The sequence below is a fragment of the Variovorax sp. UMC13 genome (assembly GCF_014170375.1).
GTDB lineage: Bacteria > Pseudomonadota > Gammaproteobacteria > Burkholderiales > Burkholderiaceae_C > Variovorax.
Genome location: NZ_LZZW01000023.1, coordinates 221,592 through 236,941, shown reverse-complemented (window position 1 = coordinate 236,941; position 15,350 = coordinate 221,592). Strand labels below are relative to the sequence as shown.

The following is a 15,350-nucleotide window of genomic DNA, read 5'->3' as shown; positions in this document are numbered from 1 at the left end:
CAAGGGGAATGGGGAACGGGAGGAAGGATCAGGTAGGCCGCGCCGCGCGCATCAGGCGCACGAACGGGCCTTCGGTGGCGCGCAGCACCATGGCGCCGAGGACGCCGCCGATCAGCGTGGCGGCGACGATGGACATCGCCAGGCCGTTGGGCACCGACTTGAGGGCGTCCGACAACATGCCGACCACCAGCGGCCCCACGACGCCGAACGGCAGGCCGGCGACGGAGAGCATCGCGATGGTGCGGGCGCGCAGGTGCGGCGGCGCCGCGTCCTGCAGCACGTTGGGCAGCAGCACCGCGCCGCTGATGAGCGGCACGACCAGCAGCGCCAGCAAGGCGAAGGCATCGGTCGCCGAACGCGTGAAGAGCAGCAGCGACGACAGCAGCGCGGCCGTGAGGTTGCCCAGCATGATGATGCGCAGCGCGGCGGCCGGGCCCATGCGGGGCTGCACGTAGCGCATCGCCACCACGCCCAGCAGGCCACCGATGACCGTGCCGCAGAGGAAGGCGATGCCCATGCCCTGCCCCATCTGCGCCGGCGTGATGCCGTACTCGCGTGCCGCCATGATCGGCAGCCAGGTGCCGATCGAGCTCATGCCGATGCTCGCCAGGCCCGCGCCGACCACCAGGCCCGCGAAGGTGCGCCAGTGCAGCCGCAGGTGGTCGCGGAAGCTCACGGTGCTGACCGCATCGTCCGCATCGTCCGCATCGTCCGGATGCGCTGCGCCGGCGGCGGATGCGGCGCCCTGCGCCACCGAGGCCGCAGGGGTCGCCGGCTGTGCGCCCCCGCGCCGGGTCCTGCGGATCGACAGCACCAGCAACGCCACCGGCAGGCCCGCAAAGGCCATCACGAAGAAGGTCAGCCGCCACGCCTCCAGTTGCTGCATCGACGCCGGCAGCCAGTGCCGCAGGTCGTCCGTCAGGTGCACGATGGTGCCGCCCAGCAGCGCGCCCAGCGCGCCGCCGAAGATGGCCGACAGCGCGAACACCGCGTTGGCCAACACCCGCTGCGCACGCGGGAACAGGTCGGGGATCATGCTGTTGGTGATGGGCCCGAGGCCGGCCTCGCCCACGCCCAGGCCGATGGAGGCGATGAACAGCATGCTGTAGTCCGTCGCGGTGCCGCGCATGGCGGTGGCGGCGCTCCACAGCAGCACGCAGGCGGCCAGCACCACGCGCCGGTCGTAGCGGTCGCTGAGCCAGCCCAGGGGCAGCGTGGCGATGCCGGTGAACAGCACGATGCCGGCGCCGTGCAGCAGGCCGATCTGGGTGTCGGACAGCGACAGCGCGTGGCGCACCGGCTCCGTCAGCAGCGTCAGGATGACCTTGTCGATCGAACCCAGCACCGTCGCGATGACCAGCACCGCGAGCGCGTACCAGGCACTGGAGGGTGCCTTGCGTGCCGTCTCGTGGGCGGCGGGGCGCGTCGCATCCGGCGGCACGGTGGCCGCCAATGGTGTGATGCTCGACATCTCAGAACGGAACGTTGACGTTCAGGCCGACGGTGCGCGTCGGCACGAGCGCCGCAGTCGCCAGGTTCGGGTTCGCGTTGAGGCCGGTCTCGATCGACACGATGCCGCGCCGGTTCGTCAGGTTGCGCACGTAGGCCGAGACGCTGAAGGTCTTGAAGTCGATGCCCGCCTGCAAGTCGACCAGCGTGTAGGCCGGCATCACTATGCTCGGCAGGGTGGCACTGCCGCGGTAGCCCGCATCGCGCTTGCCGGTGTAGCGCGTGCTGATGCCGACGTAGGCAGGGTGGTCGGCCAGGCTGAAGTTGCGCGTCACGCCCAGCGTTGCCGCAAAGCGCGGCGTGTGCGGCAGCCGCGTGCCAGCCCTGGCGTCCAGGCCCTTGGCGTCCTCGGTCAGGCGCGCATCGACGGCCGCGGCATTGGCGGTGAAGCGCCATTCCTTGTTGGGCTTCCAGTTGAGCGTGAGCTCGCTGCCCTTGATGCGGGCCGCCCCCGCGTTGGTGACGAACACGAAGCCGCCACTGCGCGTGGGCTGCTGCACGCCGCTCCACTCGATGTCGTACAGCGCTGCTTCCAGCGACAGCGTGCGGTCCAGCAGATCGGCCTTGTAGCCCAGCTCGTAGCTCCACAGCGAGTCGGAGTTGTACATCGGCTGCACGACCCGCCGGTCGGTGTCGGGCTTCAGCACATTGGGGCCGCCGGGGCGATAGCCGCTGGCCGCGCGGAAATACATGGTGCTCGTCTCCGACAGCGTGTACTTGGCCGCGGCCAGATAGGTGGTCGGGCTTTCCGACGAGGTGCCGGCGGCATCGGCGGCGACCGAGCCGACGAGCTGGCCGGTCTGGCGGCTGGCGTACTCCTGGTTGTTGCGCGCCAGGCGCACGCCGCCGGTGAGCGAGAACGCAGGCGTCACGTTCCACGTGACATCGCCATAGGCGGCCGCCTCGCGGTAGCGCGAGGACTGGCTCGACGACAGCAGGCTCCTGCTGCCCAGACCGCCGCTCAGGTTGACGTCCATCGCTCCGTTGTTGGCGCCGCGTTCACGGTTCAGATAGAGGCCGGCCAGCCACTCGAAGGTGGTGCCCGAGCGCGAGGTCAGGCGGAACTCCTGGCTAATGCGGTGCTGATCAACGACGCTGTTCACCGGCACCGAGGCCACCGGCAGGCGCAGTGCGCTCAGCGCCGGTCCGTAGAGGCCGGTGACGTCGACGGTGTTGTGGATCCTCACGTCCTGCGCGGAAGTGATCGAGTTCAGGCGGGCCCAGCCGAAGTCGTATTCCACGTCGAGGCCAAACAACTGTGTGCGGTTGCCGTAGGTCTCGGGGACCGACAGCTGCCGCGTGCGATCCAGGCCCCACGGGCGGCCGGTTCGCTTGTCGATGTCCTCGAAGCCCAGGCCCTTGCGGTTCACGTCCTGCACCATGCCGGTGAGACGCACGGTGAGCTCCCTCGTGGGCGTCACCAGCAGCGAAACCCGGCCGCCGTCGGTATGGCCACGGTCGATGTTCTGCCCCGCCGCGCGCCCCACGGCGTCGTAGCTGCCGCCCACCCGGTCGGTGAAGGCCGCGAAGCGGACCGCCGCCACGTCTTCCTTGATCGGCACGTTGAGCACCGCGCCGGTCGTGAACCCCATGCCGCCGCTCTGGGTCCAGGAGGTGCCGAACCTGACCGAGCCGCCGAACTCCAGGGTGTCGGGCTGGTTGGTCGCGTACTTGAGCACGCCGCTCATGGCGCCGGCGCCGTACAGCGTGCCCTGCGGGCCGCGCAACACCTCGATGTGGCTCAGGTCGAGCATGCCCATGTCCAGCGGCGTGTTGCCGCCGTTGGCGCCGGCCGAGCTCAGGCCGGTGGCCACGTCGTCCACGTACACGCCCACGGTCGCGATGCCCTGCACCGGGCCCATGGTCAGCCCGCGCATGGTGAGCGTGCCGCCCACGCTGCCGCTGCTCGTCAGGTTCACCCCGGGCTGCTCGGCGACATAGTCGGCCAGGTTCTTGGCGCCGGCGCGCTCCAGCGTCTCGGCCTTCATCACGTTGACCTGCATCGGCACTTCACGCACCGGCTCGCGGCGGCGCGTGGCCGTGACGGTGACGCTCTCGAGTGACTGCGGCGCTTCGGTCGACGGCCTTGGGGCCGTCGGCACCGGCGCGGCGACATGGATCACGATCGCGCCGTCGGCACCGCGGCGCGTGAGCAGCGGCGTGCCTTCGAGCAGGCGTGCCAGTGCCTCCTCCGGTGACAGCGCGCCCTTCACGCCGCGTGTGCTCACGCCCTTCACGTCGTCGACCTTGTAGAGCAGTTGCACACCGCCCTGTGCGATGTAGGCATCAAGCGCAGTCTTCAGCTCGCCGCCACCGATGTCGAAGACCCGCTGCGCCTGTACCTGAGTTTGGGCGTGTACCAGAACAGGCAGGCCGCTCATCAGCGCCCACGTGCCGCCGATGACCCAATGGCGGAGCGCCACCGAAGGACGTTTCTTCTTCTGCTTCTTCCTGGCGGGCTGGCCAAGGCCTTGCTCGACTCGATTCATGGGGGTCTCCAGAGTGGTATTTGTTTTGGTATCCACTGAGACGAATGCCTGGTCACATTCCGGTAATAAGCTAGTTTGAAATTCTGATTTCGTTGCCGCTGTCCTGTGCGGCCAGGCCAAAGCCCTGCTTGAGCAAGGCCACGAAGCCGCTCATGTTGTTGGCATCGAAGCTGCCGCCGATGCGCACCTGCGCGATGGCCGGATCGGCGATCACCAGCTGGCGTGTGTTGTAGCGGTTGAACTGCGCGGCCGCATCGCCCAGCGTGGTCTGGTCGAACACCAGCTTGCCTTCGCGCCAGCGCAGTTCGTCGTCGACCTGCTTGGGCGCCCTCGATATCACCAGCACGTTGTCGGCATGGGTGACGGCCGCCTGGTTGCGCGTGAGCACCGTGGGCTCGGCACTCTTCGTGTCGGGCCTGGCCGACGCGATCTGTACGCGCCCTTCCTCCACCGTCACGTTCACCTGATCGCCTTGGCGCCGCACCAGGAAGCGCGTGCCCAGCACGGTGATGCGGCGGTCGCCGGCGATCACGACGAAGGGATGGGCCTGGTCGTGCGCGATGTCGAAGTAGGCCTCGCCCGCGTCGAGCCACACCTTGCGCCCGCTGCCGTTGACGGCGGCGCGCACCTGCGTGGCGGTGTTCAGCGTGAGCTTCGATCCATCGGGCAGCGCCACCGACTGGCGCGCCCCCACCGCGGTGGCGTAGTGCTGTCCTTGCGCTTCCTGCGCGTGCTGCCAGCCGAGCCAGGCGGTGCCGGCGGCCGCGACCAGCACGCCGGCGGCGATGCGCTGCAGCGAGAAGCGCGACAGGCGGGGCGCCGGCCGGGCGGGCTGCGGCTGCGGCGCGGGGGCAGGGATCGGCGCCGGGATCGGCGGCGGCGTGCGCAGCGCGCCCAGCCGGTCGCTGCGCTGCCAGACGCTGGCGAGGCGCAGCCAGGCCACGCGGTGCGCGATCGACGCGCCGATCCAGGCCTCGAGCTGCTGCTCGTCGGCCTCGGTCCAGTTGCCGCCGTCGCGGCGCGCCAGCCAGTCGGCGGCGGCGGATTCGATGCGTTGGGCTTCTGTCATGTGGAGAGCCTCTTTTCGTTCTGCGCCCGGCCGAAGGCCTTGGTGTCGAGCAGCACCCCGTCGGACAGCAGCGCATCGGCCAACGCCCGCACGCCGCGCGACACCTGGCGCTCGACCGTGTCTTCGGTGATGCCCAGCTGTGTCGCGACCTCGCGTTGCGACAGGCCTTCGATCTTGCGCATCTCCACCACCCGGCGGCACTTGGAAGGCAAGGCATCGAGCGCCGCCTGCAGCAACCGCAGCTCGCCGCGGCCCGACGCGTGACGCTCGGGCGTGAGTTCGTCGGCCGAGAAATCCAGCGCATCGAGGTCGGCAATGATCTCGATCGACACGATCTGCGACCGCCGTGCGCGGTCGATCAGCAGGTTGCGCGCCGTGGCGAAGACGAAGGGCTTCACCAGTTCGGGCATGGCCTTGGCCGCTGATTCATAGATGCGCATGTAGACGTCCTGACGCAAGTCAGGTATTTCGGCGTCGTCGCGCCAGTTGCGGCGAAGGAAACGCGTGAGCGCGGCCTCCATGGGCAGCACTTCCCTGACGAACCAGTTGTCCAAGTCACTGAGAACCAAAAAGCGCTCCTGGGAATGGCCGGATGGGTGGGCGGCTCGTCGCCGGGATTGACGACAGACACTGAGACGAACGGCCCGAGGATTTCCGGTAACGCACGGTGAGGAGCACCAGGAAATTCTAGGCGGCACTGAAATGGGGCAGCCCGTTACCGGAAAGCGCCGCCGCGCTCGTCTCATGGGGGTAACAAGAACCATCTCGCCGGAAATACACCGACATGAATCGACTCCGGAGGCAGACCGCCCTCCTCCACACCGGCGCCGGCCGGTGCATCGCCGCCGCGCTCGGATGCCTGCTGGCGACGGGCCTGTCGGCCGCCCATCCCCGGGATTTCGACGTTCGCAGCGGCGAACTGCGGCCGGCGCTCGACGCATACATCGCACAGTCCGGCGTGCAGCTCATCTACAAGGTGGAAGACGTCAAGGACCTCTCGACGCGAGGCATCAAGGGAAGGATCGCGCCCGATGCGGCGCTCGACCGGTTGCTGGATGGCACGCGGCTGCGCATCCGGCGCGGGCCGGACGGGGCGATGGTGCTCATCGCATCGCCCGCGGCCAAGGCAGTCGCTGCGCCGGCTGCGGCAGGCACCAAGCCTTGAGCGCCTAGAATAGCGACTCGCTAGGGGTGTTGCGTCGGCTTGCCGACACGACTGAGAAAGTCCCTTTGAACCTGATTGAGGTAAACCTCACGCGAGCTAAGTAAACTGCTCGGCATGAGTGCCAAGGTCTACAGCTACATGCGGTTCAGTGACGCGCGCCAGGCAGGCGGCGCGAGCAGCGATCGCCAACGCGCCTACGCGGCGCAGTGGGCCGAACAACACCAGCTGCTCCTCGACGAAACCCTCTCCATGCGCGATGAGGGCCTGTCGGCCTTCCACCAGAAGCACGTCAAGAAGGGCGCACTTGGCGCGTTCCTGAACGCGGTCGAAGACGGCCAGGTGCCGGGCGGCTCATACCTCGTCGTCGAGGGCCTCGATCGCCTCTCCCGCGCTGAACCTATCCAGGCGCAGGCGCAGCTCACCGCCATCATCAGCGCCGGCATCTCCGTGGTGACGGCCAGCGACGGCAAGGTCTACAGCCGCGAGCGGCTGAAGGCTAACCCCATGGATCTCGTCTACAGCCTGCTGGTGATGATCCGCGCGCACGAGGAAAGCGACACCAAGAGCAAGCGCGTGCGCGACGCGATCCGGCGCCAGTGCCTGGGCTGGATCGCCGGCACGTACCGCGGCCTGGTCAGGTACGGCAAGACGCCGGGCTGGCTCGAGGTGGTGGAGGGGAAGTGGACGCTCATCCCGGCCCGCGCCGAGGCAGTGCGGGCCGCCGTCGACATGTTCCGCCGTGGGCTGGGCGCCGGCCACATCGCCAAGGCGCTGCACGATGCTGGCCTCGCGACCAGCGCCGGCATGCCGACGTCGGGGCACTTGGTGCGGCTGCTGTCCAACCCCGCGCTGAAAGGCGAGAAGCACCTAACGCTCGAGGCTGACACGCATGTGCTCGTCGACTATTACCCTGCTCTGCTGGACGCGGACGCGTGGAACGAGCTGCAGCAGCTGGCCGCGCTGCGCAGCCGCCGGCACGTGAAGGGCCAGATTCCGCCGCTGCTGACCGGCTTCGGCGTCGCGTTCTGCGGCTACTGCGGCGGGCCGCTGAAGAGCCAGACCATGGCGAACAAGATGAGGGCCGACGGCACGCTGGCCGATGGCCACCGCCGGCTGCAGTGCATCCGAGTGAACAGCGGTGACGGCTGCCTCGTGAAGGGGTCGTGCTCGGCCGCGCCGATCGAGCGCGCGCTCATGCTCTACTGCTCTGATTTGGTGAACCTGCAGGCGCTGTATGCAGCTGATCGCAGCATCGTGCCGCGAGGTGAACTGGCCAGCACGTCGGCGCGCCTTCAGGCGATCGAGGCGAAGCTCGACAGGATCACGGAGGCGCTGCTGACCAGCGACGATGCGCCGGCGACCTTCCTGCGCCGGGCCCGCGAACTCGAGATGGAGCGCGACGGCGCGCGCGACGAGGTGAAAGCAGCCGAGCGTGCAGTAGCCGAAGCGACCCGAGCGGATCTCACAGGCGCCGATGACCGGTGGCGTGCGTTGGTCGACGGCGTGGAGAAGCTCGACTACGAGGCGCGCATGCGCGCCCGCCAACTGGTGGGCGACACGTTCGAGCGCATCGTGGTCTATCAGCGCGGAATGCGGCCAGACGCCAAGGCTCGCTCCATCGATGTCGTTCTGCACGCCAAAGGTGGCACCGCCAGGCTGCTGCGCATCGGCGCCGACGGGGAACTGCTCAGCGCTGATGAGGCGATCGCCGAGACCGCCTGATCGCGGTCTCACTGGGACGGCTGCGAGGACCAGAGTTCAGGCTCACGCCGCCGCAGTTCTGCCACGCCGGCTTGGCAGCCTCCTCCCAGCTGTCGAAGGGCTCGGGAGCTGCAGACAGATCGTTGAAGAGCGCCGCAGCGCCGGGGTTCCCAACGATCGCCCAGCTTCTCGATGATCACAGCAAAAACGATTCGGCACCGCTCGGTGATCCCGCCGCAAAAGTAGCGGAGGCATTCAACTCTCCCCTGCTCCCTCGCTCGAAGCACTCGTAAGGCTCAAGAGACAGAAATTTATTGCTGCTGGGCAGTTCGATGGTGTTCGCTGCTCTGGACATTCGCCCGGCCAGTTAGCAGGGGCGACCAGCGGCGTTGCTTCGCGCAGACGCAATTCTCAGAGCTGCCATCCCGGCGGGACTCGTAGGAGGAGCTTCATATTTGCAGGGAATCGTTGACACTTTGTAGGGTTACCATCACTATCACGTTGCGGTTTGTAACGGAAAATAAAAAGATGAGCGCCATACCAAAAGAAGCAGCAAACGAAACGACCTTGTTCGGTGAGAGCCCTGACTTTTCAGAAACACATGCGACCCTGAAAACGACCCACACCAGTGAGTTAGTAATTGCTCTTTGCGGTCCGATCGGCTCACCTTTGCACGAAGTTGCTGCAGCGATTGAGGCAGCAGTAACGCAGAAATACGGATATCAATGCAAGATTATTCGACTTAGTGATTTTATTTCAAAGCACTTTGATAAAGTCGGCGGCGACAAGTCGATACCTAAAGCACCAAAAGTCGCACGAGTCGAGGCTCTAATAAAGAGCGGCGATGAAATGCGGAATTCCTTCGGCGCATCAGTTCTCGCGGATCTAGCAGTTGCAGAAATTCGAGTAGACCGACAGAAAAATGGAAAAGACGATGGCGGCGAACGATTTGTAAGTCGTAGAATTTGCCACATCATTGACTCTATCAAAAATCAAGCGGAACTTGATTTATTGAGAGAAGTTTACCGTGAAGTGCTGTACGTTTTTGGTGTCTTTTCCCCAACGTCTGCGCGGGAGGCCAATATGAAGGCGGCGGACTTCCCACGCGCAAAGATTCACGCGCTAATGGAGCAGGATGCCAAGGGAAGCGCTTTGTATGGGCAGACAGTCGGAGACACTTTCCCGCAGAGCGATTTCTTCTTAAGGATGGACACCAATTCACAAACAGGACTGACCATCAAAGTCGAACGATACTTAGATTTGATTTTGGGCGCAAGAATAGCGACACCGACCAAAGAGGAATCGGCGATGTATGCCGCTGCATCAGCAGCAAGCTCATCTGCATGTCTTTCTCGTCAGGTTGGAGCAGCAGTCACAGACTTTTCGGGAGAGGTGCTTGCGGTTGGGTGGAACGATGTGCCAAAAGCCTTCGGCGGGCTCTACCAAACTGACCGCGAGAACGACCCGCATGGAACCAAGGATCTTCGTTGCTACAACAAGGACGGCGGCAAGTGCTTCAACGATGAAGAGAAGCATTTATTAGCGGAGGCGCTAATAGAGAGCATGGGCCACGACATAGTGCCCGCAGCCAAAATGGAAGAAGCTGTTCAGAAAATTTTGACCGACAAAAAATTGCAAGGTCTGATCGAATTTTCAAGAGCCATACATGCCGAAATGCATGCCATCTTAAACGCATTAAAGCTTGGCGGAAATAAGGTGCAAGGCGGCAGTATTTTCGTGACCACCTATCCTTGCCATGGCTGCGCACGACACATCGTAGCAAGCGGCATTCACAATGTTTATTACATTGAACCCTACCGTAAAAGCCTTGCCACCAAGCTACATGGAGACGCAATTACGGAAAGTGAAAGTGAAATCGGTCTTGTTCGATTGCTACCCTTTGAAGGAGTCGCCCCTTCTCGATATCTTTCAATCTTCCAAATGCGCCCTAACTCAAGGAAGTTGAATGGTAGGCGAATCGCAATAGTCCCAGGCAATGCCGTTCCGAAAATGGAAAAAAGCCTACAGTCGCTGCCGGAGCTTGAAGGTATGGTTGTTGATAAACTGGTGAAGCGTGGGCTACTCCCAGTACAATCTACTCTCGAAAGAGGAAACAGCGATGGACCACAAGCAGCTTGAACTAGACCTCGAAGGTAGCTTCGCTGCTCCTACGAAGACTTCGTGTCAAGTAGTGGAGTTCAGCATTTTTGCCAAGCACCGTCATGCACGGTTAGCTCACAGGATCGAGCAAGAAGAAGCACAGCTGGTAGCAGAGATCGTAAGGTCGGTGGAGCACATAACAGGGCGTTCCGCAGAGGCGGAGGCGATGTAGCCTTGCTGTAAAGTGCTTCGGAGCCCGCTTTGGCGGGCTTTTTCACGCCTACACGAGCGCCCTCTGCTCATCTTCCATTGGCCCAGCGTCGAGTACTTCGGTCGGAGCCAGGCGCATCAGCACCCTCGCCTGCGCGACCGTCACCTCGAGCCACTGGTCGAAGTGCATCGGGTCCAGCGGGATCACGCTGCGCTTGTCCCGCTTGTCGGGCGCCAGCTTCGGATCGGGCTTGTGCATGCGGCTCATCAGCGGGTCCGCGTTCACCGTGAGCATCGTGTAGCTCTCGTGCACCTCACCCGTGGCCTTGTCGGTCCAGGTGCTCCACAGGCCGGCCAGGCCCCAGGGCGCCATCGGCACGGCGGAAGCGCCACCACACGTTTTTGCCCGTCTCCCAATTCGGTTCGTCGAACGTGGCCGCCGGGATGATGCAGCGCTGCCCGCGCTTCCACGGGTCCTTGTAGCTGGCCTTCGCCTCAAGCTCCTCGCTGCGCGCGTTGTTCGTCGGGTACTTGAGCTTTGGCTCCTTGGCAAACCAAGGGATCAGGCCCCACTGCCCGACCACCAGCACACGCTCGTAGCCCACGGCGTCGCGCCGGCGGCGGATGAACGGGCCCAGCGCCCTCGGGAACACCTCGCGCGGCCACAGGTCGGGTTGGTGCCGCGAGGAAGTGCCCAGTAGCTCGATCTCGCCGACGTCGGGAGGTATGTAGCGATTGCACATGGTGTCAGCATCGCCCCGGCCCGGGCGAACGGTGCCGGCAGCGCTACCGGAAGTCCCTGCTGGAAACCCTCAGGCCCTCCAGGAGGTTTGTGTGGTCGCGCAGCTTCAGCGCCACCAGCGAGTGCACGCCCTTCTCCGATTGCCACGTGCCTTGCACGGTGAGCAGCTTCGAGCCGCGCAGCGCGGCCCGCTGCTCCTCCGCCACGCTGGGCCAGACGATGATGTTCACGGTCCCGGTCTCGTCTTCAAGCGTGGCGAAGATCACGCCGCTGGCAGTGCTCGGCTGCTGGCGGTGCGTCACGATGCCGCTCGCCCGCACCGTCTGCCCGTTCTTCGCCCGTTGGCGCAGTGCTTCAGCCGTCCAGATCCGGTGCACGTTCAACTTCTCGCGGATGAGCGCCAACGGGTGTCGGCGCAGGGTCAAGCCCGTGGACGCATAGTCGTCCGCGACCTGGGCACCCTCCTCCGGCTCCGCAAACGCCACAGGGTCCTCGAAGGTCCGAGCCTCTCGCAGCATCTCGGTCGGCCTGGTGTCGATGCCCGCTGCCTCCCAGACCGCTTCAGGCCGGTGGCCTGCCAGCGTGGCCAATGCGTCCGCGCCGGCCAGGCAGCGCAGGTCGTGCGCGTCGAGCCCGGCCCGCATGGCCATGTCCTCCACGCTATGGAAAGGCTCGACCGCGCGCGCCGCGATGAGGCGCTGCGCGGCCGCCTCTCGCATGCCCGAGACAAGCGCCATTCCGAGCCGGACGGCGCGCAGCGGCTCTTCGAACGTCGTGTCCCACCGCGCCGAGGCGGCATCTGATTGCGCGGGCTCCTCAAGGGTGGTCAGCCAGTCGCTCACCATCACGTCAACCGGTCGCACCACCACGCCGTGCTCTCGCGCGTCGCGCACCAGCTGCGCGGGCGCGTAGAAGCCCATGGGCTGGCTGTTGAGCAGGCCGGCGAGCAGTGCGTCCGGGTGATGGCGCTTGAGCCAGCATGAAACGTAGACCAGCAGGCCGAAGCTGGCGGCGTGGCTCTCGGGGAAGCCATAGCTGCCGAAGCCCTCGACCTGCTTGGCGATGCGATCGGCAAAATCCGGTTCGTAGCCCTTGGCCAGCATCCGGCGGATCAGCTTCGCTTGGTGTTCCGCCAGGCCTCCGCGTTTGCGCCAAGCCCCCATGGCGCGCCGCAGCTGGTCCGCTTCGCCTGCAGTGAAGTCGGCCGCGAGCATGGCGATCTGCATCACCTGCTCCTGAAACAGCGGCACCCCCAGCGTGCGCTCGGTGGCCGTCTTGATGTCCTCGCTCGGGTATTCGACGGCTTCCTCCCCAGCGCGCCGGCGCAGGTACGGGTGCACCATGCCGCCCTGGATCGGCCCGGGCCGCACGATCGCCACCTGCACCACCAGGTCGTAGAAGCGCTCAGGCTTCAGGCGCGGCAGCATCGTCATCTGCGCGCGGCTCTCGATCTGGAACACGCCCACCGTGTCGGCCTTCTGGATCATGGCGTAGGTGACGGCGCATTCGGCCGGCACGTCCTGCATGCGCATCGGCACGCCCCGCTTCTGCGCGATGAAGTCGAGCCCGCGGTGAATGGCGGTCAGCATGCCGAGGGCCAGCACGTCGACCTTGATCAAGCCCAGCGCGTCCAGGTCGTCCTTGTCCCACTGGATCACCGTGCGATCGTCCATCGCGGCGTTCTCGACCGGCACGAGGCGGCTGAGCTTGTCGCGCGCGATCACGAAGCCACCGGTGTGCTGGCTCAGGTGGCGCGGGAAGCCCCGGATCGCGTTGGCGATCGCAAGCCACCGGCGGACCTTCTGGTCGGCGGGATCGAGGCCGCTCTCCAGAAGGCAGGCATCGCAGATCCACTGGCCCTCGATCCCGTAGGCGGTGCTCGACAGCCGGTCCACGAGCTCGATCGGGAAACCCAAGGCCTTGCCCACATCGCGCAGGGCAGACTTGGTGCGGTAGGAGGTCACCACGCCCGTGAGGGCCGCGCGGTGCCGCCCGTACTTGTTGTAGATGTACTGCATCACCTCCTCGCGCCGTTGGTGCTCGAAGTCGATGTCGATGTCGGGCGGCTCGCGGCGCTCCACGCTGATGAAGCGCTCGAACAGGACATTCATGCGCGCCGGGTCGACCTCGGTCACAAAGAGGCAGTAGCAGACGGCCGAGTTGGCCGCCGAGCCGCGGCCCTGGCACAGGATGCCCACCGATCGCGCGAAGCGAACGATGTCCTCGACGGTGAGGAAGTACGCCTCATAGCTCAGCAGCGCGATCGTCGTGAGCTCGTGCTCGATCTGGTCGCGCACCTTGTCCGGGATGCCTGCCGGAAAGCGCGACGCGGCACCTTCGTATGTCAGCGTGCGCAGGTGCGAGGCCGGCGTCTCCCCCGCAGGCACGATCTCCTGCGGGTACTCGTAGCGCAACTCCTCGAGCGAGAACGTGCAGCGCGCCGCCACCGCGACGGTCTCGCGCAGCCACTCCGCGGGGAACTCTTCAGCCAGCATCGCGCGCCCGCGAAGGTAGTTCTGGGCATTGGGCAAAAGGCCGAACCCGGCCGTGGCCACCGTGCATCCGAGGCGCACTGCCGCCAGGGTGTCCTGGATCGGCTTCGAGCCGCGCGTGTGCATGAGCGGGCTGCAGCTCGCGACGATTCGCAATCCCGCTCGCTTGGCAGCCTCCTCGATCACGTCGAGGTAGTGCTCCTCGTTCATGGCCAGCGTGCGAGGCGCCAGGAGCCAGGACCGGTCGGGAAACCAGGTGCGCGCCCACATGGCCTGCGCAAATAGCGCCTCGAGGCTGACCTCGCGGTCGGGCAGCAGCAGCACCAAGCAGCCCAGCAGGCCAGCCAGGTGCGCGGCCTTCGTGGTCTTGCCCTCGACATCGGCCACGTGCGCGACGTAGCTGCCCTTCGCCGCGCGCCGCCGTGCCAGCGTGATCAGCTCACACAGATTCCCATAGCCCTCGCGGTCCTGGGCCAGAAGCACCACCCGCGCGAACGGCGTGCCCGCGGTCGTTCTCAACAGGATCTCGCTGCCGACGATGAAGTGCAGACCGCACTCGCGGGCCTCCAAATGGGCACGAACGACGCCCGACACCGAGCACTCATCGGTCAGGGCGAGGGCCGAATACATCTTCGCCGCAGCCCGCTCTACAAGATCTTCCGGCTGAGAGGCGCCGACGAGGAACGTGAAGTTTGATCGGCAGTAGAGCTCCGCGAAAGGCGGCGGCTCCGGCAAGATACTGTTCATACATACAGTATTCGTCACCCCAACTGCCGGCCGCAAGCAGCGTTACACCTTCGTTTGATCGAGGGGTTCGGTCGAGTCGGCGCGCCTCTAAACTGGTGGGTTGCTCGAGACTCAGGAGACCTGATCATGCTCATCGCCTACCTCGAAACCGCTGCCGGCCGGATCTCGATCGGCCTGGTCGACATCTCGAAGGAAGAGCTAGAAGGGCCGCTGCAGCCGTTTGATTCGCTCGTGAGCGCGCTGGCCGCCGTCCGAGGCCCGCTGATGCTCACCAGCACGCACTCCTTCTTCGGTGAAGCGCCGGCCGACACCCCGGCGACGCTGACCTTCAAGTACCTGGGCACCCGGTCGGTTGAACTCCCAAACGAAGCCGCGTTCTACCAGTCGGCGAATGAGTTCCTGGCGCGCGGGGTCTACGAATGCCCCGACACCTTTACGCCCGCCGATGACGGGAAATTTAGGGCCCAGTGCGAGTATTTTCAGCTGATCGGTGAAGAGGAGCCGGGTGTCGCGGCGCCCACGTTGCACTGAGCAGAACGCCATCCAGCTTTGGCGATTTGTAGCTACATGTAATGTGAGCGCTACGATATTCAGATGCCACAGAACAATCCTCGCCTCACGTCCGAACAGAAGAGCGCCGCCCTTGCTTGGTGTGCCGCTTGCGAGAAGCTTGACCACTTCCTTAGGGCAACGCCAGGCTATCTGGGCTTCCCCCGGTTTCCCGGACACATCGAATGACATGATGTGTTTTTGGAGGCATACATGCCAAGGAAGAGAAGAACGTTACGGACGAGTTCAAGCGGGAAGCGGTGAAATTGGTCAAGCAGTCCGGAGCTTAGGTCACGCACATTGCGCGGGACCTCGGCATCCAGCAGAGCGTGCTGCGTCGGTGGGTCAGCTAGGGCCATGGAGGTTTGCTCTCCCTGCGGCGCAACAAGCCATTACGCAGCGAGTAGGCATCTGGCCTCGCTGAACGACCGCTTTTCGGCGCGTCGAACTTCCGCTTTGGGCCCGAAGCCGCCAGTCGGGAATTGCCGACTGACCGGTATGCAGCGTAACCGATCTTCAGCTGTTCGGCGGCGAACGACTGCAACCGCCTCGCATCTGCCGGCGCACCGCCTCGCTC

The 15,350-nt window shown here is 65.3% G+C and carries 9 protein-coding genes and 1 pseudogene; 4 read left to right on the top strand and 6 right to left on the bottom strand.

Going from position 1 to position 15,350, the window contains the following annotated elements:
• Nucleotides 1-28: 28 nt before the first annotated feature.
• The 4 genes from A9977_RS19010 to A9977_RS18995 form a co-directional block, all read right to left on the bottom strand.
• The gene (locus A9977_RS19010; RefSeq protein WP_183026430.1) at nucleotides 29-1,471 is read right to left on the bottom strand and encodes an MFS transporter; all 1,443 of its coding nucleotides are present in this window, start codon (nucleotides 1,469-1,471) and stop codon (nucleotides 29-31) included.
• 1 nt (nucleotide 1,472) lies between these two features.
• Entirely contained in the window at nucleotides 1,473-3,998 is a 2,526-nt protein-coding gene (locus tag A9977_RS19005) for a TonB-dependent receptor (RefSeq protein ID WP_183026429.1), read from the bottom strand.
• A 70-nt stretch (nucleotides 3,999-4,068) separates the two neighbouring features.
• Complete coding sequence (locus A9977_RS19000) at nucleotides 4,069-5,067, bottom strand: FecR domain-containing protein (protein WP_183026428.1); 999 nt, start codon at nucleotides 5,065-5,067, stop codon at nucleotides 4,069-4,071.
• On the bottom strand, nucleotides 5,064-5,621 hold the full coding sequence (locus A9977_RS18995; RefSeq protein ID WP_259652039.1) for an RNA polymerase sigma factor: 558 nt from the start codon (nucleotides 5,619-5,621) through the stop codon (nucleotides 5,064-5,066). The genes A9977_RS19000 and A9977_RS18995 overlap by 4 nt, the downstream gene beginning before the upstream one ends.
• Nucleotides 5,622-5,851: 230 nt before the next feature.
• On the opposite strand from A9977_RS18995, the gene A9977_RS18990 reads away from it, so the two are divergent.
• The 3 genes from A9977_RS18990 (at nucleotide 5,852) to A9977_RS18980 (ending at nucleotide 10,072) form a co-directional block, all read left to right on the top strand.
• Nucleotides 5,852-6,232, top strand: a complete 381-nt coding sequence (locus A9977_RS18990; RefSeq protein WP_183026426.1) for an STN domain-containing protein — start codon at nucleotides 5,852-5,854, stop codon at nucleotides 6,230-6,232.
• Nucleotides 6,233-6,346: 114 nt separating this feature from the next.
• On the top strand, nucleotides 6,347-7,954 hold the full coding sequence (locus tag A9977_RS18985) for a recombinase family protein (RefSeq protein WP_259652038.1): 1,608 nt from the start codon (nucleotides 6,347-6,349) through the stop codon (nucleotides 7,952-7,954).
• 507 nt (nucleotides 7,955-8,461) lie between these two features.
• Nucleotides 8,462-10,072 (top strand): anti-phage dCTP deaminase, encoded by a 1,611-nt coding sequence (locus A9977_RS18980; RefSeq protein WP_183026425.1) that lies wholly within the window; start codon nucleotides 8,462-8,464, stop codon nucleotides 10,070-10,072.
• Between the two features lie 241 nt (nucleotides 10,073-10,313).
• Here the strand turns inward: A9977_RS18980 and A9977_RS34765 are convergent.
• A pseudogene (locus A9977_RS34765) lies at nucleotides 10,314-10,986 on the bottom strand (SOS response-associated peptidase).
• A gap of 43 nt (nucleotides 10,987-11,029) precedes the next feature.
• A complete protein-coding gene (locus A9977_RS18970) occupies nucleotides 11,030-14,224 on the bottom strand; it encodes an error-prone DNA polymerase (protein WP_183026424.1) in 3,195 nt (1,064 codons plus the stop codon).
• Nucleotides 14,225-14,350: 126 nt separating this feature from the next.
• Here A9977_RS18970 and A9977_RS18965 point away from each other — a divergent pair, with 126 nt between their 5' ends.
• Complete coding sequence (locus A9977_RS18965) at nucleotides 14,351-14,755, top strand: hypothetical protein (RefSeq protein ID WP_183026423.1); 405 nt, start codon at nucleotides 14,351-14,353, stop codon at nucleotides 14,753-14,755.
• Nucleotides 14,756-15,350 lie beyond the last annotated feature (595 nt).

Excerpts from the sequence above, each read along its gene's own strand:
- A9977_RS19010 (WP_183026430.1), bottom strand. The coding sequence starts at position 1,471 with ATGTCGAGCATCACACCATTGGCGGCCACCGTGCCGCCGGATGCGACG.
- A9977_RS19005 (WP_183026429.1), bottom strand. The coding sequence starts at position 3,998 with ATGAATCGAGTCGAGCAAGGCCTTGGCCAGCCCGCCAGGAAGAAGCAG.
- A9977_RS19000 (WP_183026428.1), bottom strand. The coding sequence starts at position 5,067 with ATGACAGAAGCCCAACGCATCGAATCCGCCGCCGCCGACTGGCTGGCG.
- A9977_RS18990 (WP_183026426.1), top strand. The coding sequence starts at position 5,852 with ATGAATCGACTCCGGAGGCAGACCGCCCTCCTCCACACCGGCGCCGGC.
- A9977_RS18985 (WP_259652038.1), top strand. The coding sequence starts at position 6,347 with ATGAGTGCCAAGGTCTACAGCTACATGCGGTTCAGTGACGCGCGCCAG.
- A9977_RS18980 (WP_183026425.1), top strand. The coding sequence starts at position 8,462 with ATGAGCGCCATACCAAAAGAAGCAGCAAACGAAACGACCTTGTTCGGT.
- A9977_RS18970 (WP_183026424.1), bottom strand. The coding sequence starts at position 14,224 with ATGAACAGTATCTTGCCGGAGCCGCCGCCTTTCGCGGAGCTCTACTGC.
- A9977_RS18965 (WP_183026423.1), top strand. The coding sequence starts at position 14,351 with ATGCTCATCGCCTACCTCGAAACCGCTGCCGGCCGGATCTCGATCGGC.